The 26,127-nt window shown below is 34.9% G+C and carries 18 protein-coding genes; 7 read left to right on the forward strand and 11 right to left on the reverse strand.

Annotation, left to right across the window (positions count from 1 at the left end):
• Positions 1–10: 10 nt before the first annotated feature.
• The 8 genes from DFQ09_RS01740 to DFQ09_RS01775 all read right to left on the reverse strand — a co-directional run bounded on the left by DFQ09_RS01740 (position 11) and on the right by DFQ09_RS01775 (position 11,741).
• On the reverse strand, positions 11–829 hold the full coding sequence (locus DFQ09_RS01740; protein ID WP_115807866.1) for an META domain-containing protein: 819 nt from the start codon (positions 827–829) through the stop codon (positions 11–13).
• The gene (locus tag DFQ09_RS01745) at positions 829–1,254 is read right to left on the reverse strand and encodes an META domain-containing protein (protein ID WP_115807867.1); all 426 of its coding nucleotides are present in this window, start codon (positions 1,252–1,254) and stop codon (positions 829–831) included. Before DFQ09_RS01745 ends, DFQ09_RS01740 begins: the two co-directional genes overlap by 1 nt.
• 19 nt (positions 1,255–1,273) lie before the next feature.
• On the reverse strand, positions 1,274–1,906 hold the full coding sequence (locus DFQ09_RS01750) for a Pr6Pr family membrane protein (RefSeq protein ID WP_115808397.1): 633 nt from the start codon (positions 1,904–1,906) through the stop codon (positions 1,274–1,276).
• Between the two features lie 258 nt (positions 1,907–2,164).
• Positions 2,165–4,648: a glycan-binding surface protein gene (locus DFQ09_RS01755; RefSeq protein WP_115807868.1), complete on the reverse strand. Its 2,484-nt coding sequence runs from the start codon at positions 4,646–4,648 to the stop codon at positions 2,165–2,167.
• A gap of 50 nt (positions 4,649–4,698) precedes the next feature.
• On the reverse strand, positions 4,699–5,784 hold the full coding sequence (locus DFQ09_RS01760) for a hypothetical protein (RefSeq protein WP_115807869.1): 1,086 nt from the start codon (positions 5,782–5,784) through the stop codon (positions 4,699–4,701).
• Between the two features lie 17 nt (positions 5,785–5,801).
• Positions 5,802–7,376, reverse strand: coding sequence for a RagB/SusD family nutrient uptake outer membrane protein (locus DFQ09_RS01765; RefSeq protein ID WP_179347998.1), 1,575 nt, complete (start codon positions 7,374–7,376; stop codon positions 5,802–5,804).
• A 13-nt stretch (positions 7,377–7,389) separates the two neighbouring features.
• The gene (locus tag DFQ09_RS01770; RefSeq protein ID WP_115807871.1) at positions 7,390–10,566 is read right to left on the reverse strand and encodes a SusC/RagA family TonB-linked outer membrane protein; all 3,177 of its coding nucleotides are present in this window, start codon (positions 10,564–10,566) and stop codon (positions 7,390–7,392) included.
• Between the two features lie 296 nt (positions 10,567–10,862).
• Positions 10,863–11,741: an AraC family transcriptional regulator gene (locus DFQ09_RS01775; protein WP_115807872.1), complete on the reverse strand. Its 879-nt coding sequence runs from the start codon at positions 11,739–11,741 to the stop codon at positions 10,863–10,865.
• A 189-nt stretch (positions 11,742–11,930) separates the two neighbouring features.
• Between DFQ09_RS01775 and DFQ09_RS01780 the strand changes: the two genes are divergently transcribed.
• The 7 genes from DFQ09_RS01780 to DFQ09_RS01810 are packed head-to-tail and all read left to right on the forward strand — an operon-like array spanning position 11,931 to position 22,289.
• Positions 11,931–13,046 (forward strand): glycoside hydrolase family 26 protein, encoded by a 1,116-nt coding sequence (locus DFQ09_RS01780; RefSeq protein WP_115807873.1) that lies wholly within the window; start codon positions 11,931–11,933, stop codon positions 13,044–13,046.
• Positions 13,047–13,051: 5 nt separating this feature from the next.
• Positions 13,052–14,887 carry a sodium:solute symporter family protein gene (locus DFQ09_RS01785; protein WP_115807874.1) on the forward strand — a complete coding sequence of 612 codons (1,836 nt, stop codon included), beginning with the start codon at positions 13,052–13,054 and terminating at the stop codon, positions 14,885–14,887.
• 24 nt (positions 14,888–14,911) lie between these two features.
• Entirely contained in the window at positions 14,912–16,078 is a 1,167-nt protein-coding gene (locus DFQ09_RS01790) for a glycoside hydrolase family 130 protein (RefSeq protein ID WP_115807875.1), read from the forward strand.
• Positions 16,078–17,265, forward strand: coding sequence for an AGE family epimerase/isomerase (locus DFQ09_RS01795; RefSeq protein ID WP_115807876.1), 1,188 nt, complete (start codon positions 16,078–16,080; stop codon positions 17,263–17,265). The genes DFQ09_RS01790 and DFQ09_RS01795 overlap by 1 nt, the downstream gene beginning before the upstream one ends.
• On the forward strand, positions 17,262–18,797 hold the full coding sequence (locus DFQ09_RS01800; protein ID WP_115807877.1) for a glycosyl hydrolase: 1,536 nt from the start codon (positions 17,262–17,264) through the stop codon (positions 18,795–18,797). The genes DFQ09_RS01795 and DFQ09_RS01800 overlap by 4 nt, the downstream gene beginning before the upstream one ends.
• Positions 18,798–18,804: 7 nt before the next feature.
• Positions 18,805–20,136 (forward strand): glycoside hydrolase 5 family protein, encoded by a 1,332-nt coding sequence (locus DFQ09_RS01805; RefSeq protein ID WP_115807878.1) that lies wholly within the window; start codon positions 18,805–18,807, stop codon positions 20,134–20,136.
• 23 nt (positions 20,137–20,159) lie between these two features.
• Positions 20,160–22,289, forward strand: coding sequence for a glycoside hydrolase family 9 protein (locus tag DFQ09_RS01810; protein WP_115807879.1), 2,130 nt, complete (start codon positions 20,160–20,162; stop codon positions 22,287–22,289).
• A 1-nt stretch (position 22,290) separates the two neighbouring features.
• On the opposite strand, the gene bglX is transcribed toward DFQ09_RS01810, so the two are convergent.
• The 3 genes from bglX to DFQ09_RS01825 are packed head-to-tail and all read right to left on the reverse strand — an operon-like array spanning position 22,291 to position 26,111.
• Positions 22,291–24,576, reverse strand: coding sequence for a beta-glucosidase BglX (gene bglX / locus DFQ09_RS01815; RefSeq protein WP_115807880.1), 2,286 nt, complete (start codon positions 24,574–24,576; stop codon positions 22,291–22,293).
• Positions 24,563–25,012, reverse strand: coding sequence for a hypothetical protein (locus DFQ09_RS01820; protein WP_115807881.1), 450 nt, complete (start codon positions 25,010–25,012; stop codon positions 24,563–24,565). Before DFQ09_RS01820 ends, bglX begins: the two co-directional genes overlap by 14 nt.
• A 1-nt stretch (position 25,013) precedes the next feature.
• Positions 25,014–26,111, reverse strand: a complete 1,098-nt coding sequence (locus DFQ09_RS01825) for an SGNH/GDSL hydrolase family protein (RefSeq protein WP_115807882.1) — start codon at positions 26,109–26,111, stop codon at positions 25,014–25,016.
• Positions 26,112–26,127: the final 16 nt, after the last annotated feature.

Genomic DNA, 26,127 nt, shown 5'->3' on the forward strand with positions numbered 1-26,127 from the left:
TGTTTAGTTTTTAATCCGTTTTTTTGAATACGATCGTAATTCCTGATGGATTTGATAAGGTTAATCTATTATTTTCAATTGCATATGTTGTGCTACTCTGTAATGCTTTTAAAAATTCGGATTCTTTGTTATTTGGCTCACACAACATTTCCGTAGTTACAATATTTGTAAATCGAAGCAATCCTTTTTCAAAAAAAAGCTTACCATTCATTTTGTTACAGCCAGCAAAACCTGAAAATGTATTTTCTGAAGTTTTAATATCAATCGTAGGAAATTCTTGCTTAAAATCTGCTTTGGTTATTATTTTCCCTTTTAAGGTTTCAAGTATCCAAATATCTTGTAGGCGATAATCAGTAACATAATAACCACAGCCTTTTAGCTTTTGAGACTCCGCTTCAGCCTTTTTATTATAATCAATGGTCACAGAATAAGATGATACTTTTCCAGACATATCATTGACACAATCTGTTTGCGAAATTTGAATAGTCATCTCTGTTGATTCTGTCTCAATATTGTAGCGTTTCACATTAGAATCCTGCGCTAAAATAGGCTCGGCGTGTGGCATATTTATGGAATCCGTTGGCGTTTTAAAAACAATTAACTTCTCATTAATCTCTAATCCCCAGAAAGGTTCCGCACCACTTGCTTTGAAATAATTGCTATCGTTATTAGCAGATTCATCTTTAGACACCTTAGTATTAACTGCGTCAGAATGCTCTGTGTTTTTGGTAACACTTTGTTGTAAAGCCTCCTGTTTATTAGTAGCATTGTTACATGCAGAAAACATAAAGAATCCTACAAACAGAAAGCCAGAAATAAGTCGTATCATTATTGTGTTTTTTTGAATCGCATCATTGGTACATCTCCTAACATTAAATTCAGTTTGCCATCGGCATCAATGTTGTATCCATCTATTTTTTTTATCGTACTCAAGAACTCTTGTTCTCCTTTACCACAAAACATCATAGTAGTAGGTCCTGGTTCACCAAAAGAAATTGATTTACCATCCAAAGTATAAGACGCTGAATACCCGTTACAACTATTATTACCTGTTGCTTTACTTGTCGTTTTATCAAAAGTAAGTTCAGGTTTTTTATTAGGGAACAAGCCATCGAAAGCAATTCGTGAGCCAGACATGTATTCCAATTGCCAAGTCGCACTATAAAGTTGCTCGTTATTAGACATTCCTTTTTCCGAACCACAAGCCGTAACAAGTGATAAGAAGCAAATAAACAAAATTGATTTAATTTTCATGATACTATAAGTTTTATGATTATTGTTTTTTAAAAAATCGAGCTAATAGGTATAAAATACTGAGTAGTATCATAACAATAACACTCAATACCAAGAAATTACCGAACACCTTTGTATACCCAATACTTGTAGCGTCAACAAATGGATACGGATAAAAATCTGAAAAACTTCCTCTAAACATTATGACTATAAAATAAATTAAAGGGTATAAAAGCCATGAAAAAAGCAGTCGTGGTTTTAAATCTTCAAATATTATAAACATAAACCAATATACAAGTACATACATTGGGATAACAGTGTGTAAAAGCTCATCAATTACCATTTGAAAACCTGAAGGTTGCCAAATGGAACGCAAAACAATTTGATAAACCAGACCGACAATAAGGATGAAACCTGTAATGGCCGTTAATGAAGCATTGTTTTTTAGAAATTTTAGCGCTCTAATAGTTGAGATTTGGGATGTAAAATAAAGCGCAACTAGCGTATTCGTTAAAATAGTGAAATAGCTAAAAAACCTAATGACAGTTTCAAAAAGATCTGTTTGCCTGTTGATGATAATTAACACTAATTGTCCGACAACTGCAAACCAGCCAACCAAAGCACCTACGACATTCCATATCTTTTTTTGAGTGAAGTTCACTAAGGCAGTCATCTTAAGATTTTTAAGCATTTAAATATTGTAGGTCAAAATTAAACTATTAATGCTTCCTATCAAATTATTCAATATTAAAACAAAATGAATTAGAATGTTTTAGAGCTATTAATTACGCGTTGGTATACCTTCAAATCTTTACGCATTAGTAAATCTTACAAAAAGAATGCAAGCAACTAGAATATTTCATACTCTATTACATAAAAAAATCCCTGTAAAAAATAATTACAGGGACTTAATCTTGCTAAAAATCAATTATTATAAAGCTTCAAAACGGACATTATCTATCGCAAAATTTAATAATACATCTGCGCCTTCAAATGCCATTCCAAATTCTGCATCAACGAGACTAAAATCTGGCACGCCTAGTATTGAACAAGGTATAGAAACGGTTGTCCAACCTTCTGAATCAAATGCCTCGCCTGTATCATTCCATGGTGCCCAATCATAAAAGGCATCGACTCCATCAGCATCATTAAATCTAATTCTAAACATACCTGCTGTTAATGGCTCTAAAGTATTGATATCAAATTTTAAGACGTAACCCGATAAATTTGAACCTACAGTTGATGCTCCATTAAAAGTTCCGGCATCATTTCTCCAGAACAAATCTTGCCACCCGTCACTTCCCGTTTGGAAATTTGCTCTACCGTAAGCGCTACCATCTAAACTTAGTGAAACATCATTTTCTGCTACAACATTTCCCCACCATGGTCCATTAGCATCCCAATCAAAGAATACTAAAGACGTATCATCTATAGGATCTGGCCCTCCACATCCTGGTGTATCAAAACGCACATTATCTATCGCAAAATTTAACAACACATCTGCTCCTTCGAATGCCATTCCGAATTCCGCATCAACTAAACTAAAGTCTGGAACACCTAATACAGAAAGTGGAATTTCAATCGTTTCCCATCCGTCAGTTGTAAAAGGCTCACCGGTGTCATTCCAAGGTGCCCAATCATAAAAGGCATCTACACCATCGGCATCATTAAATCTAATTCTCACCATACCATCTGTCATAGGCTCTATAACATTCATATCAAATTTTAACGAATAACTACTTAGATTACTACCTACTACTGCTGCACCATTAAAAGTTCCGGCATCGTTTCTCCAAAATAAATCCTGCCAACCTACACCTCCTGTTTGGAAATTTGCTCTACCATACGAGCTACCGTCAATACTTAACGCAGCCGTATTTTCTGCAACAACATTTCCCCACCAAGGTCCGTTTGCATCCCAATCGAAGAATACCATTGAAGGATCTCCTACAGGACATAGTCCGCCTTCACCTGTTTCAATACCAAGAGCACTTAATAATGCTTCTGGGATTAAAACGCGGTTAATCTCATGGATAACACCATTATTGGCTCCAATATTCGCCATTGTAATAGTAGATGGAATTGCATCACCAAAAGACGGTAATAATCTCGCGTTATCACCAGATAAATCTGCGGTAATATCATCACCATATAGTGTAGATATTGTTCCACCATCCGTCAACTGACTTGCCATTAAACTACCAGCATGAAGATGATAATTTATTAAATCGGTTAATACCGTTAATTCTTCAGGTGTATCAAAATCTGCTAAAGTTTCAAAATTATTTATTGCTGCAAATAGCCCTACAAAAGCATCATTATTAGGTGCAAAAGCAGTTAACTCATCCGTAGACAAACTATTTGTAAGACCCACTTTTTCTACCGCCTCTATAAAGGTTGTAAAACCTCTATCATTAGATCTCTCAACAATATTTAAGGTTGCACTTAATATGCTTTGAAAAACATCTTCTGGTAATAAGACTTTATCAACACCATGCACTACACCATTTACTCCTTGAATATCTACAAGAACAATTTCTGCATCATTATAAGTGGCATCATCTATTAGTGTTCCGCTAATGGAAAATGAATCTCCTTGCATGGAAGTCTGCGTTGTACCATCAACCTCTGAAGAACGTGTGTTAGCACCAGAAACGACATGATATAGTATAATTTGTTGTAATACCGCTTCTGGAATATCACTTAAAGACACCCATCCAAAAGCACCATTAACTTGAGCTATTAAGGCTTCGAATGCTATATTATTAGGAGCAAATAAAGTATAAGGATAATTTTCGTTTTCAGGATCTGATATTGACAATGTTTCACTTAATCCAGATAATGCAATGGCACTTGCTAAACTAGAATAATCAGGATTTGCCATAACATGATCTACAACTGTTGGCGGCATTAAAACAGCATCTACAGTATGAATAACTCCATTGGTCGCCCCTAAGTCGAACCCGTTATCTACCAATGAAGCTACTCCATTAAATATAAGATCACCTTCTGTATTTGTATAAAAACTAATATTATTATCATCTGGACCAGTTGCTAAAGTCGTTAAATAACCCGTTTCCATTCCACCTGTAAAATCAGCTGTAACTGTACTTAATACATGATTTAACAACACATTCTCTAATGCTTCATTTGTTAATGACGTTATGCTTGAGTCACTAAAAGCTGAATTGTTTGGCGCAAAAACCGTATAAGTAGTTGTACTACTTAGAGTAGAATCTAAACGCACCTGAGCTAATGCATCAGCAAGCACAGACAAACTCTGTCGTTCGGATACAATTTCTGAAATATTTTTAGGACTACTTGTTGATTGGAATATATCGTCATCCTCTTTACAAGAGTAAAAGCATGTAAAGACAACAAGCAAAGAGATATAAAAGTTTTTAGATATTTTCATTACAAATATTTTTAATAATTAGTTTTTAAACTCCACTTGATTAATTTCTACTATAGAAAACCAAAATCATCTATATAAAAAATGTATTCTGCTAATCCTGTATTAGATGCTTCTTGAAAATCCATTCTAAATATTGTGTCTGGCGCACCACCATTTGGATAAAAATCGGATAAAGGAATCACCACTTTATTCCATACTCCTGGTATAAGTTCTATAGGCTGTACTGTTTGTGCTCCATCAAAATCATTTAAAGCAATTTGCACTTTATCACCTACTGCACCTGTTCCGTATACAGAAACTGTGAGGGCATCATATTCATCAAATGGAATATTTGGTACTAAGAAAGACAGTCCAGACCAGGCTTCTCTCGTACTTTTAATAGAGAATTCACCTAAAGCGACTTCAGAAGACGCCAAGTCATGTGTTCCTCCCCATTCACTTGTCGTCCAATCTGAATGTAAAGCATCAATATAAATAGAGTAACTAAACCCGTATGAATCTGATTGTGCAACAGCACCTCTACTCGTAGCTAAATAAATAAAAGCTTGTTCTATACCCGATGGCACTTCTACCACAACTTCCGTTTGGCTAATAGATAAAATTGTTGCTGGGGCTTCTATTAAGTTTCCATTTTCTTCAGATCCTGACACAAAGGTTACCGTAGACGTATCCGTAAAGTCACCACCCTGAAGCTTAACAACCTTTACACCATCAACTGTCTCTTCAGTGAATCCTTCAATAGTTAATAAAGAAAAATCATATTCAGTAACTCCTTTTAAATTTTCTAATCGCAAAATATTTGTTTGATTTATGTAAGGTGCGTCTAAAGGCACGCTTACAAAAGCAATATTATCTGTTAAAAGTGCTGGATTAAATCCTGCGGGAAAACCGTTAAAGTCTATAGAAAATAACGATGCCAAATTTTCGCCTCTTATAATGTATGTTCCTTGCAAAACACCTTGTGTTACAGGGACGTCTTCTCTAGCTTCGCTTACACTATGAATAATAGGAGGAGCAGTTGCTTCTGGAATAGAATCCTTTTGAAATTCGTTTTCGCAAGATGTTAACTGAAATATCATTAACACCATTAAAAAGAAAGTAGCTATGTTGCTCAATGTGAAATTATTTTTTTTCATAATCTTCTTTTTTATATTTATTCTCCAAAATTATAAGGCACTGGAGGCTGTTGAAGCGCTGGGTTATTTTGAGTCTCGTTTGTTGGATATGGAAATAACATATCGTCCATTGTAGGACTAAACATTTCAGAATTAATTGTAGGAGGCGTTGTATCATTATTAAAAGCTCCTCTTTCTGTATTGCCTAAATAGTTTATTGCAAAGGCAGGCCCACGTCTTACAACATCATACCAAAACTCAAACTCAAAAGCTAACTCAATACGTCTTTCTTGAAAAACATCGTCTATTGTTGGGTTATCTATGTTTCCTAAACCAGCACGTCTTCGCACCTTATTAAGAGACGCTGTACCGTATGCACTTGAACCACCTCCCATAACTGCAGCTTCCGCGTTAATTAATAATAATTCGCCATACCTAAGAATATAAGTATTGTTTGGATAGCTCTGTTGACCTCCACCTCCATTAGTCGCAGCATTACCAACAACGTATTTTTTTATTCCAACATTAGTCCCTTGATGATTAACTGTTGGTGACACCGCATAACCTCCATTTAAGTCGTCATAATAAGAACCAGGATCCATAATTGTAGCGTAATAACGTAAATCTTGTGTTGTGTCTTCGTAAGCTTCTTGCAAATCTATTGAAGGACCAATTGCAGCCCAACCATCCGCAAAACCAGTAACTCCTGCTTGTGCAAAAAGCGATTGTAAACCGTTTCCTTCTGCATATTGACCAGATGTTGACCATTGCAATGCAAAGATTGATTCTGGATTATTATCATTTGCAGTTAAAAACAAATCATAATAACTTCCTGAAGGATCTCCATCTTCTGCATCACCACCATATAATTTAAATTCACCAGAAGTTATAACCTCTTGAGAGAGTTGAAATGCTTTAGTATAATCTTGCTCGTACAAATAAATCTTCGCTAACATTGCCTTAGCTGTACCGCTAGAAACTTTTGCATTTAAGTCATAACTTCCACCTCTAATTTTTTCATAACAATTATCTACAGCAAACTGTAAGTCTCTTTTAATAAACTCATAGACATCAGATTCTGGGTTTCTAGGAACTACAGGCTCTAAAACGTATAGATTATTATCTGCGATAATAGGAATTGGACCAAAAATTCGGACAAGATAAAAATAGGCAGTGGCACGGATAAAACGCGCTTCGCCAATAGCGTTATTAACGACATCTTGCGAAATATCTGGATGTACAAATTCTGGCATTGTATTTATTACTGAGTTTGCCTGAGCAACTACAGCATACAATGATTCCCATGCCTGAGTTAAGGTTCCGTGCTCTCCTGTTATTGCAAAATTAGTAAAGTCAGCATTCCTTGGATCCCACGTACGGCCATTCCCTGAACTTAACTCACCAATACACCAAGAAACATTAGAGATAAAGTTAAACCAAGGCTTAGAATACAAGTGATTCGTCCCCGAATTAACTTGCTCTTCTGTTTGATAGAAGTCTACTACGTTATACGAATCTTCTGGTGGTCTATCTAAAAATTCCGTAGTACATGATGGCAGAAGTAACAATACTGCCAATGTCAGTAAAAACTTAGTTCGTAATAAATTATTCATTATATCTTGGTTTTTAAAATTCAACATTGATTCCTAACGTAAATGTTCTTGGTGATGGGTAACGCCCATTATCCACCCCTAATAAAAGTGCATTTTGGTTGTATGCGCCTACTTCTGGATCGTAACCAGAATAATTAGTAAATGTGTAAAGGTTTTGAATACTTCCATATAGTTTTAACTTACTCAAACCTATCTCTTCAGAAAATTTGCTTGGAAGCGTGTAACCTATAGTTACATTTTGTATTCTTAAATAAGAACCATCTTCTATGTACCTATCCGATATATTAATGTTTGGCGTGTCATTTCTTGCTAATCTCGGTGAACCTGAATTCGGGTTATCAACAGACCAGTAATCTAACACTGAAGCCACTTGGTTTGTATAAGTTCTATTTCCTGCGGTTAATGAGCGTCCAATAGCATTGAAGATATCATTACCATAAGACCCTTGCATAAATACGGATAAATCAAAGCTTTTATAAGAGAATGAATTTTGAAAACCAAATGTAAAATCTGGGTGTGGATTTCCAATAATTGTTCTATCATCTCCATTAATAATTCCATCAGGCACACCGTCTGGGCCACTTATATCTTTATACTTTACATCGCCTAGCCATGTTGACCCAAATAAAGCATCTTCATAAGGTCTTCCAAATTGAACTGGAGCTCCATTAATATCATCTAGAGTTCTAAAAATCCCTTCAACCTGATAGCCATAGAATAAACCAATAGGTTGACCAACTTGAGTTATTGTTATATTTTGATTAGAATTATCTAAAGACAAATCCCCATTTATTGTTAGATCACCTAAAAGCTCATTCACTCTATTTTTATAATGTGATACAGTTAATGAAGAATTCCAGTTAAAATTTTTCGCATCTGTTTTGTAACTTAAAGTAACATCGACACCTGTATTTTGCATTTCACCTAAGTTAACCCATGGAGGAGTTATTGCTCCTGGCGAATTACCTCCAGTAATAAAATCGGTGACTGCAAGTTGGTAAAGAAAATCTTTTGAAATTTTCTTATAAACTTCTACAGTTGTGTTTAATCGTGAATTAAATAATGTAAAATTTAAACCAAAGTTAGTTTGTGTAGAAGATTCCCAGGTTAAATCCTCGTTTGCAAAATTCGCATATTCGAACCCTGTTCCTGTACCTGTTGAAATTGTATTTAATCGTGCACCATAAGCGAAATTTGGAATATTTTGATTCCCTACTTCACCATAACCTCCATATAGTTTTATGTTTTCTACAGCAGTGACACCATCCATAAAACTTTCGTTAGACAATCTCCAGGAGGCTGAAACAGAAGGGAAATATCCCCATTTATTACCTTCAGCAAATTTTGAAGAACCATCAGCCCTCAAAGATGCTGTAACATTATATTTATTATCTAATGAATAGATTAATCTACCAAAGTAAGATTCTAACGCTGCGCTTCCTTTGTATTGATCTGTAAAATCATTAGCATCTCCAGTTCCTAAAACTGGAACATCATTACTTACAAAATCTCCATCTTGAGAAATTACACCTTGCCAAATTGACTCTTGGACTTCATGCCCCAATAGGACTGTGAAATTATGTTTCTCATTAAAGGTTTTATTGAACGTCAATAAGTTTTTTACAATCCAAAAATCTGTGTTTTCATTTCTAAGACTTAAACTATTTGTTCCTCTATCAATCGCTCCATAATTAAATGTAGGCTGAAATCTATCACTAATATTGTTCCCGAAATCACCACCCATTTCTAATCTATAAGTAAAATTCTCCGATATTTTAAACTCACTATAAATATTTCCTAATACTCTATTTCTAGTTAATTTATTTTTAACGCTTAATGCTTCTGCAATCGGATTTCTTATACCAAAAGCAATTTCTTCAGATGTCACAGGACCCGCAAACGACCCATCGGGATTATAAACTGCAGTTGCGGGATTGTTTAATAAAGAAAGACCTATAAGCCCATTAGTTGAGTTATTTAAGGTTAGGCTTTCATTTGTTCTACTTGTTGTAAAACTGACCCCAACATTAATGGACTTATTTAATTTGGCATTTACATTAGCTCTTACCGAAATACGATTAAATGAAGATCCTATGACAGTACCTTCTTGATCAACATATCCTGTAGACAAAAAGTAATTAATACCCTCGTTGCCACCAGAAAAAGACACTTGATGATTTTGCATCATGGCATCGCTAAAAATCTCCTTTTGCCAATTAGTTCCTGGACCTAAAAGATCAGGGTTTAAAAATTCGACCCTAGGAGTAAGGCCATATATTTCTCCTATTTCATTCTGCAATCTTGCATAACCTGGTAAATCTAAAACCTCAATTAAATTTGTAGGACGTTGTATTGCTATAAATGTATTATATGAAAGTTTTCCTTTTGAATTCTTACCCTTTTTGGTTGTAATAATCACAACTCCATTAGATCCTCTAGAACCATAAATCGCAGTAGCAGAAGCATCTTTAAGTATGTCAATAGACTCTACATCGTTAGGATTTAACGCAGATAAAGGGCTCACACCCGTTGAACCACTGCTCTCACCAATGCCATTATCTGCAATAGAACGTCCACTTGTAGCCACATTATTAGAATCCCCAGACACTGGCACACCATCTATAATATATAAGGGCTCACTAGAACCTGTTATAGTATTGATACCACGAATCCTTACAGAAACAGCACTACCTGGCTGACCAGAATTCTGAGTAATACTCACACCTGCGGCTCTACCTTGCATCATTTGATCAATACCAACTTGCGGTATTGTCTCTAATGCTTCGGTATCTACACTAGACACAGAACCACTTAATTGCTCCTTTCGCTGTGAACCATAACCAATAACAACAACCTCATCTAAACCTTCTACACTTTCATCTAAAGTTACATTAATGAGTTCTTTATTTTTTACTGAAACTTCTTTGGTTTCAAACCCTATATAACTAAATACTAAGGTTGAATTTTCATTAACATTAATGACATAGCCACCATCAAAATCAGTTACAACTCCATTTGTAGTTCCTTTTTCTATCACCGCAACTCCAAGTAGCGTTACTCCATTAGAATCAGACACGGTTCCTTTTACTTGGTTTTGAGCAATAGCAAATTGCCCCATTAAAAGAAGCAGTAAAAATGAATAACAATATTTAGTGCTGCAACAAATGTTTTTAAAATCGAATTTTCGCATATTAATTGATATTAGTAGAAGTTGATTGTTAATTCCCAATTTTTTCACCTTATAATTATTATATAAATAATTTTACAGTTCATTTATTGATGATTCCAAAATTAACAGAATTGTTAACGTAGTGTTAATAGTATTTTGTCATTTACTAATAAAATATATTCGACAATATAAAATAATACATGAAATTAGATAAATTGTACAGATCACAATAAAACCTAACGACGTTTATTGACAGAATATCAGATGCAAACAAAAATTCTTTTACAACCCCACCTAAGACATTTAGTGAAGAAAATTCATAGGATTCTTTTTATACCCGAAAATTCATTTTTGTACTGACTAGGTGTGCATTTTTTTAACTTCTTAAACACCCTATTGAAATTTGCGATATTGTTAAAACCGCAATTATATGCAATTTCAGAGATGCTATTATCTTTTTCCAATAACCACATCGCAGCATAACCAATTCGAACTTCATTAACATAATCTACAAATGTCTTTCCGGTTCTTTTTTTCATAAACCTATTAAAAGACACATTACTCATATTTACAATTTCTGAAACTTGAGATAGTGTTATTTTTTCACTAAAATGCCCTTGGATATATTCATAAACTGTTTTTATTTTATCACTATTCTCAAAATTCTCCCTATATACTGTGTAGGTCGATAGTAAGCGCTGGTTCCTAGAATTGGCTAAATCATGTAGTATTGAAACTAATTCTAAAAAATAATCCATACCATCTAATCGCGATACCTGAGCTATTCTAGCTTGTAATTCTAAAGCTGTTTTTTTAGAAAATAAAATACCATGGACGGATCTATTAAACATATCCCTTATAGGCTTCATAATTCGTCTCCTTAAAAAATCTGAAGCAAATAAATGTTCATCAAACTGAATAGTTATTTCATGAATTGATTTACTCTTACAGTTATGAGTTACCCATCCATGATGTAAATTTGGACCAACCAACACCAATTCAACATCTCCAATCTCCTCCATACTATCTCCAATAATTCTTTTTACTCCTTTACCATTTCTTATAAAGTTCAACTCATATTCAGGATGAAAATGTATAGGGAAATCAAATTCTTCTTTAACCCTGTCGAAGACTAAAAAACTATCCTCAGGAGATAATGGTGTGATTTCTCTATGCGTGTTTTTAATAATATCCATAATAAAGATTTATAATAATGTAACAAATTGATAAAATAATACCAACTATATAAAGCTGGGTTCCCTAAATTTGAAATATCTAAAATTAGTGCGTAATTTTTACATTTTCCACAATTAAAGATGTAAAAATATTAATTAATATAAAATATAATTGTTCTTTTTTAAGAATGCTACAAACGTTAAATTATTATGTTTAAAAAAATTATTCCGATAGTATTAGTGTTTACAATGTTTTCCTGCAAGTCAATTTATACGAGCGATTATAAAAAACCGACTTTAGTTGATGATAAAATATCAGAAAGCTCACAGTTATTAAGAAAAAAACTATTCCTTATTTCACAAAAAGGGTTTGCTATAGGACATCAAGATTGTACATCTTATGGCATGGGATGGAAAAAAGCGGATTATCTCGATGTTGAAAAAAGTGATGTTTTTGATATGATCGAAGACCAACCCTCTGTATACGGTTTTGACATTGGTTGGATAGAAAAAGGATCGGACGTAAACTTAGATAGCGTCCCATTTAATTTAATGAGAAACCTAATTATAGATGCCCATAAAAAAGGAGGCATTATTACAATTAGTTGGCACTCCGACAACCCTGTATCTGGTGGAGATTCTTGGGACCAAACACCTGCAGTAGCACAAATTTTAGAAGGAGGAACCCATAGAGAGAAATATGAACTTTGGATCGGAAGATTAGCCAGCTTCTTTAAATCTTTAAAATATAATGACACAAAAATCCCAATAATATTTAGACCTTTTCATGAAATGAACGGCTCTTGGTTTTGGTGGGGAAAAGGCCATTGCACAACTACAGAATATAAAAAATTATGGCATCAAACAGTCCAACTCTTAAGAGACAAACACCAAGTTCACAACCTATTATATACCTACTCACCCAATAAACTAAACCCAGAGGATAATTATATGACCTATTACCCTGGCGATGATTATGTTGATATTTTAGGATCCGATATTTACGATTTCAACAATACTGAAGAGTACGTAAATTCAGTTGTTAATGATTTGGCCATTGTTAAATCTTATGCAACTGAAAAAGATAAATTGTTTGCGTTTACAGAAACTGGACTAGAAAAAATTCCAACTAGTAATTGGTTTACTGAGGTTTTGTACCCAAGTATTAAAGATTCTGGAATTAGTTGGATTTTATTTTGGAGAAATCATGACGAAAAACACCATTACATGCCTTACAAAGGGCATACTAATGAACTCGACTTTAAGAAATTTAAGGCACTACCTAAAACATTGTTCTTAAAAGACATCAATCTTATAAACCCATAACTCACATGCAATTACTACATACAATTGACATCCTAATTATCGCTTTATACTTAATCACAATTATTATCATTGGCTTGGTACTCCGTAAAAAAGCACAACAAAGTAAGGATGATTATTTATTGGGCGGAAAATCTATTCCTTGGTATTTATTAGGGCTCTCTAACGCCTCTGGTATGTTTGACATATCAGGAACAATTTGGCTGGTGACACTAATGTTTGTTTATGGGATAAAAAGCGCTTGGGTTCCATGGTTATGGCCCGTATTTAACCAAATATTTTTAATGGTTTATTTATCTAAATGGCTACGTAGATCTAATGCTACAACAGGTGCTGAATGGATAGGTACACGTTTCGGTTTCGGAAAAGGAGCAAAATTATCTCACATTATTGTCGTCGTTTTTGCATTAGTAGTGTGCTTGGGCTATTTAGCTTATGGTTTTATTGGTTTAGGGAAATTTGTTGAAATCTTTGTACCATGGGAATTAGTAAGTAATTATGTTCCTTTTTCTATTCCACTAGAATATGTCCCGCATTTTTATGGCACCATATTCACGTTGTTTGCTGTGTTTTATTCTTTATTGGGAGGCATGTCCGGAATTGTTTGGGCAGATGTTGTTCAATTCGGAATTATGACAATTTCAGCCTTAGTTATAGGCTATTTAGGGTGGCAAGCTGTGGGAGAATTTGGAGTTGACGTGCCAAAAGACTGGATGAACCCGTTTGTTGGAGGGTTAGATTTAGACTGGAGTAATATCATCCCTGAAGTCACAGATAAAATAAAAAGTGATGGTTACGGCATCTTCACTTACTTCTTATTTATGATGTTATTTAAAGGAGTGCTTGTAAGTGTCGCTGGCCCTGCTCCAACATACGATATGCAGAAAATTCTATCGACTAAAAATCCCGTTGAAGCTTCAAAAATGAGTGGGTTTGTATCCGTAATTTTAATGCCAATTCGCTATTTAATGATTGCTGGTTTTGCAGCCTTAGCTTTAATCTATTATGACAAGCTAGATTTATTAAATGCCGCTGGGCATATCGATTTTGAACTCATTCTACCAACAGCTATTAAAGAATTTGTACCTGTTGGCTTATTAGGCTTATTATTAGCAGGATTAATTGCGGCATTTATGTCCACTTTTGCTGGCACATTAAACGCTGCTCAAGCTTATTTGGTTAATGATATTTATTTAAAATACACAAAACCTGATGCGTCTCAAAATCAAATAAAAAACATGAACTACATCACAGGTATCATTGTGGTTATTATCAGTATTGTTCTTGGTTTTTTCGCAGAAAATGTAAATGCCATATTAAACATTATTGTATCCGTTCTATACGGAAGTTATGTTGGCGCCAATATTTTAAAATGGCATTGGTGGAGGTTTAATGGTGAAGGCTTTTTCTGGGGCATGGTCGCAGGTTTACTCGCTGCTGCAATAGTACCGCAACTATTTCCAGATGTAAATGCCTTATACTTATTTCCAGTATTACTAATTGTTTCTTTAATTGGAAGTATAATCGGAACCTTCTCTGCTCCTCCAACGGAAGCTGAAGTATTAAAAGAATTTTATAAAAATGTACGTCCTTGGGGATTTTGGAAACCGGTGCACGATCAACTAGCAGCTGAAAATCCAAACTTCAAAAAGAATACTGATTTCGGAAGAGACATGTTCAATGTCGCTATAGGTATAGTTGCCCAAACGGCATTAGTAATTTTACCAATGTATCTTATTTTCAGACAAGAAACTCCGGTCTATATTTCTATAGCGGTATTAATAGTATGTATCATTCTACTGAAGAAATTCTGGTGGAACAATTTAAATCAAAAACTCGATTAACCTTATAAAAACCAAACTATAGTTATGAGCATCAACACTATCGATAAGGCAAAAAAGCATTACGCTAAAACAGTGCGTAGAAAAAACAAACCAGCTAAACTATCTAATGGCATTTATACCAGATATAAATATCCAATAGTCACCGCAAGCCATATCCCAATTCATTGGCGATATGATTTGAATTCTGAAACTAATCCTAATGGCATAGAACGCATAGGCTTTAACGCTACATTTAATGCAGGAGCTCTAAAATGGAATGAAAAATATATTATTTGCGTCCGTGTAGAAGGCAACGATAGAAAATCATTTTTTGCCATTGCCCAAAGCGATAATGGTATAGATGGTTTCGAGTTCTGGGACAAACCTTGTGTCATTCCTCAAACCGAAATACCAGATACGAACGTGTATGACATGAGATTGATTCAACATGAAGATGGTTGGATTTACGGCATCTTTTGTACAGAACGCAAAGACCCAAATGCTCCTTCAGAAGATACAAGTTCTGCAATTGCTAATGCCGGAATCGTAAGAACTAAAGACTTAATTAATTGGGAACGGCTTCCTGATTTAATTTCAACTACAGGACAACAACGTAATGTGGTATTGCATCCAGAATTTATCAATAGAAAATATGCGATATATACACGACCGCAAGATGGATTTATTAGTGTCGGAAATGGAGGAGGAATAGGTCTAGGATTTATCGATGATATGATGAATCCTGAAGTTCAGAATGAAAAAATAATAAATAATAAAATCTATCACACTGTATTTGAGCTCAAAAACGGCTTGGGTCCTGCTCCAATAAAAACAGAAAAAGGATGGTTGCATTTGGCTCATGGAGTTAGAAATACAGCTGCCGGTTTACGCTACACCTTATACATGTTTATGACCGACCTTAACGATATATCAAAAGTGATACACCAACCCGCAGGTCATTTTATGGCGCCTCTTAATAAAGAACGTTTGGGTGATGTATCTAACGTGTTGTTTTCTAATGGATGGATAGAAGATAACGATGGCACTGTTTATATATACTACGCCTCTTCTGACACAAGAATGCATGTCGCTGTATCGTCTGTCGATTTGTTGGTTGATTATGTAACAAACTCACCAAAAGACGGCTACACCTCAGCAAGTTCTGTAGACACCATCGTAAATTTAATTGATAACAATAAAGGATTGTATTAATGTCTAAACCCTACCAACAGCTTCAAAACGAATGTAAAACTGAGCTCGGCAATATTCTAGAGTATTGGTCTAAAAACACATTGGACGAAAAGAATGGTGGATTTTTTGGTCAGATTAATCATTTCAATATTGTTATTCCTGAGGCCTCAAAAGGCATCATACTAAACACGAGAATTCTTTGGAGTTTTTCAGCAGTATCCAATCATTTTCAAACGGAAACGTATAACGACATTTGTGATAGAGCTTACAATTATCTAAAAACTCATTTTAACGATACCTCTTCAAAAGGTGTGTTCTGGGAATTGGATTATTTAGGAAACCCTATTAACAAACGCAAGCAAGTCTATGCGCAAGCTTTCTCTATTTATGCCTTGTCAGAATACTATATTCTTTCAAAAAATGAAGCCGCTAAGGATTGGGCTATTGAACTGTTCAACCTTATAGAAAAACATGCTAAAGATGAACACTCAGGATATTTAGAAGCCTTTAATGAAGATTGGACTCCTATTGAAGATATGCGATTAAGTGATAAAGATATGAATGCTGAAAAAACAATGAATACGCATCTTCATATTTTAGAAGCCTACACCTCACTACTCAAAATATATGACCATCAAAATTTAAAAGACTCCTTAACGACATTAGTAAATCTCTTCCAAAATAAATTTCTAAATAGCAACAATCACTACGACTTGTTTTTTGATAAAAACTGGAATTTACTAAGCAATACGATTTCCTACGGACATGATATTGAAACCGCTTGGTTAGTTATCGAAGCCGCAAAAGTTTTAAATGATGATGCATTATTAGAAGAAGCAAAAGCTACGGCAATACAAGTTGCTAACACCTTTTTAGAAGAAGCCATTGATGGTGAAGGAGCTGTTATAAATGAAAAAAACCTGAATACAAATCATACAGATACTGATAGACATTGGTGGCCACAGGTTGAAGCGTTAGTGGGTTTAAAATATGCTAACGACATCAAAAAAGACGAAAAACACATAGATAGCTCTTTGAAAATATGGGAGTTTACTAAAAAGCATATTATAGATCACGAAAACGGAGAATGGCATTTTAGAGTTGATAAAAACGGAAAACCTTATACAGAAGAAGACAAAGTAAGCATGTGGAAAGCTCCATACCATACCTCTAGAGCATTAATTATTTTAAGCAACAACTGTACATGAAAAAACTACTACTAATGAGTTTCTTTTTTGGACTATTCGTCCTCAGTTGTTCTAAAGATGATCCTGAAATCGAAAATGACATTCTAGTAAATATCGCTGCAACGATTGGTTTTGCTTCAGAGCCATCATCTAACGGAGAATTCACATTTACATTAACAAACGCAGTGAGTACAGCGACCACCATTAATTATACCATTAGTGGAACTGCTACAAATGGCACCGATTATCAAACCATTGCTAATTCCTTAAGCATTCCAGCAAATACATTGAGCAAATCAATAACGGTGACTGTTATTGATGATAGCATAACAGAAGGTGACGAAACAGTAACTATAACTTTAAACACAACTAATAACGATGTTATCATAGGCAGTTCGAATGTTGCTACGGTAACGCTTTCTGAACTCCCAGAAGCGTTTGTGCTATCACCTGATGAGACGTATTTATACATGGTAAATCCGAATGCGACACCAGAAACAATTGCGTTATTTTATAATTTAAAAGTACTTTCTAAAACGAAATTTGTCGTCGGACAGCACGATGCTTTCAATAGTTTTTATAATGATAATGTAGGTCCATCAGACATTATGAAAACAACAGGAAGTGACCCCGGTTTATTAGGTTCCGATTTTATGTTTATTACTGATGATAATAATGACGGCACATCGTCTAACTGGTATCACCAACAGGAGGAAATTATAAAATCAGACGCAATAGAAGCCTACAATAAAGGTATGATCAACACCTTTTGTTGGCACATGAGAGAACCCTATGAAGGAGATTATTTTTACACAAGCGAAATGACTCAATTTCAGAAAGACAATGCACTTGCTAGTATTTTACCCGATGGAGCAAATCACGATTACTACAAACAAAAACTTCAGAAAATAGCAGATGTTGCCAATAGTATGGTTGGTAATGATGGAAGTTTAGTTCCTTTTATTTTTAGACCTTTCCATGAGTTTGATGGAGATTGGTTTTGGTGGGGAAAAGACTATTGCACACCACAAGAATTTATAACACTTTGGCAATTTACTGTCACATATTTAAGAGATGTATTACAAGTGAACAATATTCTTTTTGCCTTTTCACCAGATAGCCGTTTTTTCTCAACCGGCGAATACCTTAGTAGATATCCTGGTGATGCATATGTTGATATTCTTGGTATGGATAATTATACCGATTTTAATAATCAAGGTCAAATGGCATTAGATAGCGCCAATGAAAAACTTCAAATTCTTACGGATCTTGCCAAGGATCGCGTTAAGATTGCTGCACTAACAGAATCTTGCTTTTTTGTAACTCCGGGACTAAACAATCCGATTTCAGGCTTTTACGCTGACCATCTTTATAATGCCTTATCAGATAATAATGTAGAAATAGGCTATATGATGTTTTGGACAAACACAACAGACACCTATTGCACTCCAACACCAGGACAATCTAGCACTTCTGACTTTTTAGAATTTGTAAACAAACCGAGATCTGTATTACAAAACGAACTGCCTAATATATACGAATTACCTCAATAAATTTACAATGAAAAACTTCAAGCTCATAATAACAAGCCTTTGCATCACAGTTCTTTTTTCTTGTAAAAGTAAAAAATATGTGTTTGATGAAACTCCAGAGAAATCAGATTTTATAACTGTAAAAGGCACTCAATTTCAAAAAGGAGATCAACCCTATTATTTTATTGGAGCTAATTATTGGTACGGTCCATTGATAGGAGCTAAAAAAAGTGGAGATCGCGAACGCCTTATCAAAGAATTAGACTTAATGAAATCTGTTGGTATTGACAATCTACGCATTTTAGTCGGCGGAGAAGGAGATGGTGGTGATTCTAGAGTCTATCCTGCTTTACAGCCAGAACAAGGGGTTTACAATGAAGATTTACTTGATGGTTTAGATTTTTTATTAGCCGAAATGAGACAGCGAAATATGTATGCTGTGCTATACTTAAATAACAATTGGATCTGGTCTGGCGGCATGTCTGAATATTTAAAATGGAATGGCTATGGAGACGTTCCAAACCCTTTCTTAGAAGCCTACTCTTGGGATGAATACATGAACTACACCAAACAATTTCATAGTTGTGAGCCCTGTAAAGACGCCTTTTACAAACATATAAAGTTCATTATTAGTCGTACAAATTCTTATACAAATATTAAGTATGTAGATGATCCTTCTATTATGTCGTGGCAAGTGGCAAATGAGCCTAGAGTTTTAATGACTCCAGACCATGAAGACGCTTTTGCAGGTTGGTTAAATGAAACCGTACGGATTATTAAAGAATTAGCTCCGAATCAATTAATTTCTACAGGAACCGAAGGAAAACATGGTTTTTTACAAAATATAGACATGTACCAAAGACTACATAAAAATGAGAATATCGATTATTTAACCATGCACATGTGGCCAAAAAATTGGGGTTGGTATGATATTGATAATGAAAAAGAATCGACCCAAGTTTCTATAGTAAATGCAAAAAAATACATGAATGAACATGTTGTAATTGCGAACAAACTAAACAAACCTATTGTGATGTCTGAATTTGGATTTCCAAGAGAAAAAGAAAGTCTATCACCTGAAGCGTCTATAGAAAATAGAAATACATTTTACAAAGCTATTTTTGAAGAGGTTCAAAAAAGTAAAACAAATCTAAATCCAATAGCTGGTTTAAATTTTTGGGGATTTGCGGGCTATGCGATTACAGATCCAAATAACGGAAAATGGAAACATGGCGATGATTTTACTGCTGACCCACCACAAGAACCACAAGGTTTAAATTCTGTTTTTGCATCGGATATTTCAACGTTAGAATTAATTAAGACATTCAATTTACTATTAACTAAATATCCAACACGTTAAAAGTTCAACAAAAAGATTCACTTATGAAAGTCTCTATTTTCACCATCTTGTTTTGCATTCCTTTTTTTATCAGTTCGCAAACGCAATCTAAATATATTGTAGTGGATCAATTTGGTTATCGGCCAACATCAGAAAAAATAGCCATTCTCAGAGACCCTATTTCAGGTTTTGATGCGGCAGAATCTTTTGCTCCAAGTTTTTCTTATGCTATTGTTGACGCTACAACAAACACCCAAGTCTTTTTCGGAAATACAGTTCCTTACAAATCAGGTATCGAAGATCCTTCTTCCGGAGACCGTGTGTGGTGGTTCGATTTTTCGACATTTGAAACTCCAGGGACTTATTATGTTCTAGATATCAATAAGAACTTAAAATCATATGACTTTGTTATAGCTGAAGACATTTATGCCGACATTCTAAAACATGCCGTTCGCACGTTTTATTACCAAAGAGCAGGTTACGCTAAAGACGCCACTTATGCAGGAAGCAATTGGGCAGATGAAGCAAGTCATATAGGTCCATTGCAAGATACCCAAGCGAGACGCTGGGATGCACCCAATGATGCTTCAACAGAAAGAGATTTAAGTGGAGGCTGGTATGATGCAGGTGACTATAACAAATACACCACTTGGACAGCTAATTACATTGTTGATTTATTAAAAGCCTATCAAGAAAAACCTGATGCCTGGACAGATGATTATAATTTACCACATTCTGGAAACGGCACACCAGATATTATTGATGAAATAAAATGGGGAATGGATCATTTATTACGTCTTCAAGAAACGGATGGCTCAATGATAAGTATTGTTGATTTATCGCATGCTTCACCACCATCTTCAGCAACCGGACAAAGCTTATATGGAGCCGTAAATACATCATGTACTTTGGCTTCTGCCGTGGCATTTGCGCTTGGCTCTAAAGTTTTTAATGATTTAGGTAACACAACATACGCTTCAACATTAGAACAAAGTGCTATTAATGCTTGGAATTGGGCAGAAGCGAATCCGAATGTCATTTGGGAAAACAATAGTTCTGCTTATAACTCATTGGATATTGGAGCAGGACAACAAGAAATTGATGACGATGGTCGTTTTGCTTATAAAATGAGAGCGGCCATACATTTATTTGATGCCACATCAGATGTTAACTACAGAACATTTATTGATAACAATTACCAAAACATGCATTTAATATTATGGAATTACGCCTATCCTTTTGAACAAGAAAGTCAGGAAACATTATTGTATTACACTAAAATTCCATCAGCAAACCCAACAGTTGTAGCCGCAATTAAAACCACGTATGAAAATGCAATGAACACTGCAGCTAATTTTGGTGCGCTAACCAATGAAACAGATCCTTATCTCGCTCATCTTACAGATTATGTTTGGGGCAGTAATGGTACAAAATCTCGAAAAGGTCTAATGTTTATGGATTACATAAATTACGACATTAATAGCGCTAACAATGTGGATGCTTTTAAAGCTGCAGAACGCTATATTCATTACATTCATGGTGTAAACCCATTAAATTTCTGCTACTTATCTAACATGTATGATTACGGAGCAGACCATGGTGTTAATGAGTTTTACCACACTTGGTTTAGCGACGGAACGGATTGGGATAACGCTCAAAATGATTTATACGGACCAGCTCCTGGTTATGTTGTAGGTGGTGCGAATCCATTTTACGATTGGGATGGTTGCTGCCCTTCGGGTTGTGGCAGTCAAACTTGCGATTCTAATCAAGTTGCTAGAATCAATGGACAACCTAAGCAAAAAGCTTATGATGATTTTAATACAACTTGGCCAATGAATTCTTGGGAAGTCACTGAAAATAGTAATAATTATCAGGTGGCTTATATACGTTTGTTATCTAAGTTTGTTGGGTTACAAGAACCACTTTCTGTTAATGACGTCGTTAATAATTCAAACATATCCTTACATCCTAATCCTTTTAAAAATGAATTTACGATTACCACAGAAGAACCGGCTACTTATCATATTTATGACTTAGCAGGACGCTCTATTTCTAATGGTCGTTTTTCAAACTCTTGTGCTATTGGAAAAAACATTAAGACTTCGGGTATTTACTTTGTAAAAGTAAGCTTGACGAATTCTAGTAAAACATTTAAACTGATTAAAAATTAATTTATTCAAGTACAAAATCGGTTTCTAATACCGTTTCAGAACTTCCTCCTACAAAGACTTTAAAGTCACCTGGCTCAATGATAAAATCACCATTATTGTTATAGAATCCAAGCGTTTCTTTATTTAATGTGAAGCTAATCGTTTTGGTTTCACCAGCTTTAATTTCCACTAATTCAAATCCTTTGAGCTCTTTAACAGGACGTGTTACACTGCCTACTAAATCTCTAATATATAATTGAACCACTTCTTTTCCATCTAACTCCCCAGCATTAGTCACATTAACACTCACCTTTACGTCATCTTCTAAAGTGAACGTATTACCGTTTAGTTCTAAATCCGAATAGCTGAAACTCGTATAACTTAAACCATGTCCAAAAGGATATAGTGGAGTTTTTTCAACATCAGAATAGTGTGACCAAAATACGTTATCATCCTTATCTACTGGACGGCCTGTGTTTTTATGGTTGTAATAAATTGGCACCTGACCAACATTGCGAGGAAAGGTCATTGGTAATTTTCCGCTAGGATTATAGTCACCATATAAAACTTGTGCGACAGCGTTTCCGGTTTGTGTTCCTAACTGCCATGCTTCAACAATTGTTGGAATATGCTCGTCTGCCCAAGAAATTGCTAAAGGACGTCCATTATTTAAAACCAAAACTATATTCTGATTAACCTCATAAACAGCTTCCAATAATTGTTGCTGAACTCCAGGTAATTGTAAATCCGTACGACTTCGTCCTTCACCACTTTGAAATCCATATTCACCTAAAACCATAACCACAACATCCACGGTTTTTGCGACCGCTATAGCTTCAGCAAAACCACTCGTATCTGTTGTATTGAATTGAATTTCTTTAAGGAATGTCGTTTTTTCAGTAGCCACCTCAGCACCTCTCACATAGGTTAATGTGTTACCGGTATACTTTTCCATTCCTTCTAATACAGACACTCCGGTTTCATCGTCTGAAGCGATTCTCCAACTTCCCAAAGGACTCGATTTATCATTAGCTAAATCGCCCATTAAAGCGATTTTTTGATCTTCTTTTTTTAAGGGTAACAGTTGATTTTCATTCTTTAATAAAACAATCGACTTTTTCGCCATATCCAAAACAGCTTCATGATGTGCCGGATTTCCTATAGTTTCTTTCTCTCTTGTTTCATCGCAATATCTGTAAGGATCTTCAAATAAACCTAATTCAAATTTCACACGTAAAATACGTCTTACAGCATCGTCTACTATAGATTCTTTAACGACACCATCTTTAACAAGCTGTGCTAATTCCTGTACATAAACATTACCTTCCATATCCATATCAGAACCAGCAATTGCTGCAATTTTAGCCGCTTCTCGCTTGTCTTTAGCATGTCCCCAACTTATCATTTCAAAAATTGAAGCCCAATCTGAAATAACATAACCATCAAAACCCCATTTACCTTTTAAAATATCGCGTTGCAAATACGAACTTCCAGTTACTGGCACTCCATTTATTTCGTTAAATGAATTCATCAAAGTACGTACACCAGCATCTACAGCAGCTTTAAAAGGTGGAAAAACCATATTGTGCAACGTTGATGTTCCTATATCTACCGTATTATATTCTTTACCCGCTTCTGCAAATCCGTAAGCTGCAAAATGCTTAGCACAAGCGGCAATAGTATTCGTTGCAGACAAATCATCTCCCTGAAACCCATGCACTCTAGCCACAGCAATTTTACTTCCTAAAAACGGATCTTCACCTGCTCCTTCCATAACGCGTCCCCAACGTGCATCTCTTCCGACATCTACCATTGGTCCAAATGTCCAGTTAATGCCAGATGCTGCCGCTTCTGCAGCCGCTACACTTGCCGATTTTTTAATCGCTTCCATATCCCAACTCGCCGCTTCTGCTAAAGGAATTGGACTTAAGGTTTTATAGCCATGAATAACATCAAAACCAATAATTAAAGGAATTCCTAATCGGGTTTCCTCTACTGCTATTTTTTGAACAGCTCTCACCTCTTTCACGCCTCTTACAGACAACATAGATCCGACCCAACCTTTTCGTAAATGTTCATATTTTTGTTCGGCGCTACCTCCTTCTGGAGCAGGACCTGTAACATCCCAAAAACCATTATATTGATTCATCTGACCTACCTTTTCTTCGATAGTCATGATTTTTAATAGTGAATCTATTTTGTTTTCTATAGTTGTATTTTTTGTCATCTTCATATTATTTTGGGCCTTACAATTTGCGAATACAAATAGCGTTAAAGCAAAAATTATCGTGTGTTTAGTCGTGTTCATGGTTTAAAATTTGTTTTTCAGTAGCAAAACTAGATGCTGGCAATCCTGCCTCATTAAATACATTAGACTGCAAGGCGTTTCCCCATGCAAACCTCACTTTTTGAGGCTGTTTCACTTGGTTAGAATATACTATTATCGTACTCCCTTTTAATTTGGTTTTTGCAGGATAAAACACATTATCTTCTCCTGCTATCTCGAACAAAGAGGCTGTTCCTTTTATAAAAAGACCATCTGCATTTTTAAAATGAATAACTGCATTTTCTTTATTATAAACAACGTGTTCTAACTCCGGATGTTCAACAAGACTATCTATGGCTTGATACTGTTTCTTCAAAGCTATATTTGCTAATCTTTGTCCTACTGATTTTTTATTTTTTGGTTGAATATCATTTGTAGGAGATATATCCTCATATCTATTTACTGAAGCTGAATACATACTATTCCTTAACTAATACTGATTTAAAAAATGGTTCTAACACATTAGCTATAGTTTTATGCTCTTCTATACTTGGATGCGCATTACAACCGTTTGGATATATCTCTTCAAACTGAAATAATGCTATATCCTTATCGCTTTTTATTTTAAAATGCTCCTGCACGTCCTTTAAGCATGACACTAATAATAGCTGTTTCTCACCGTTGAGCATAGGACTACTTAATAAAGCAACTTGTGTTTTGGGATAGCGCTTATAAATGCTTTCTATAAATTTGATATAGTTATTCGTGAATTTTTCATTATTGAATGGCAGCCGATCTTTAACACCATCGCCATCAGACATATCATTTGTACCTAAACAAATGCTTACTACATCTGGCTTAAATTCTAAATTGAAAGGCTTTGAATTGTCTTTATTTAAATACAAATTATCATAAACCTCAGGCATTATAGCTTCATCAATATTTTCATCATTCCAATTGCGGTACATCCCTATTCCAGAAACAGAACTCACCATAAAATCCGCATTTAGTTGTTTTGCTACTTGTGGCCCATAAGCCAAATAGGCATTGTGTTGATCTTGATATTCACCTTCGTTGCATGGCATATCAGAATCATCAGAAAGTGCTCCGCAGGTTATGGAGTCGCCTATAAATTCAATCTTAAACTGTTTTTCTTCAATTGGTAATAACGCTACTGCATCTACACCATGAAATATAATCTTATCATTAAAAGCTTCTGTAGCTTTATAAATTCCGATTGTATTTTGCTCAAGGTTAGGTAATTTTAAAGCTATTTTTTGAATAGAATCACCTTCAATTTTATAACGTTTTTTATACGTATCATTTACAGAAACAACATAATAATTACGGTTTGAAGATTCTGTTTGAAGATATATATTTACGGAATCTCCTTTTACATTAAATTCAACAGAAGCTGCTGAACCTATTAAGGCTATTGATTGATCTGCCAACACTTCACTTCGACCTGAATGTTTAATCAATTCATTTGAAAACTGATATTTAAGCATTTGTGTTTTTGCTTCTTTACAAGAAAAAAGCACAATTAAAACAACAGAATACAAACCGAATTTAAGCACTAGAATACATTTATTA

The sequence above is a fragment of the Winogradskyella pacifica genome, assembly GCF_003386275.1.
GTDB lineage: Bacteria > Bacteroidota > Bacteroidia > Flavobacteriales > Flavobacteriaceae > Winogradskyella > Winogradskyella pacifica.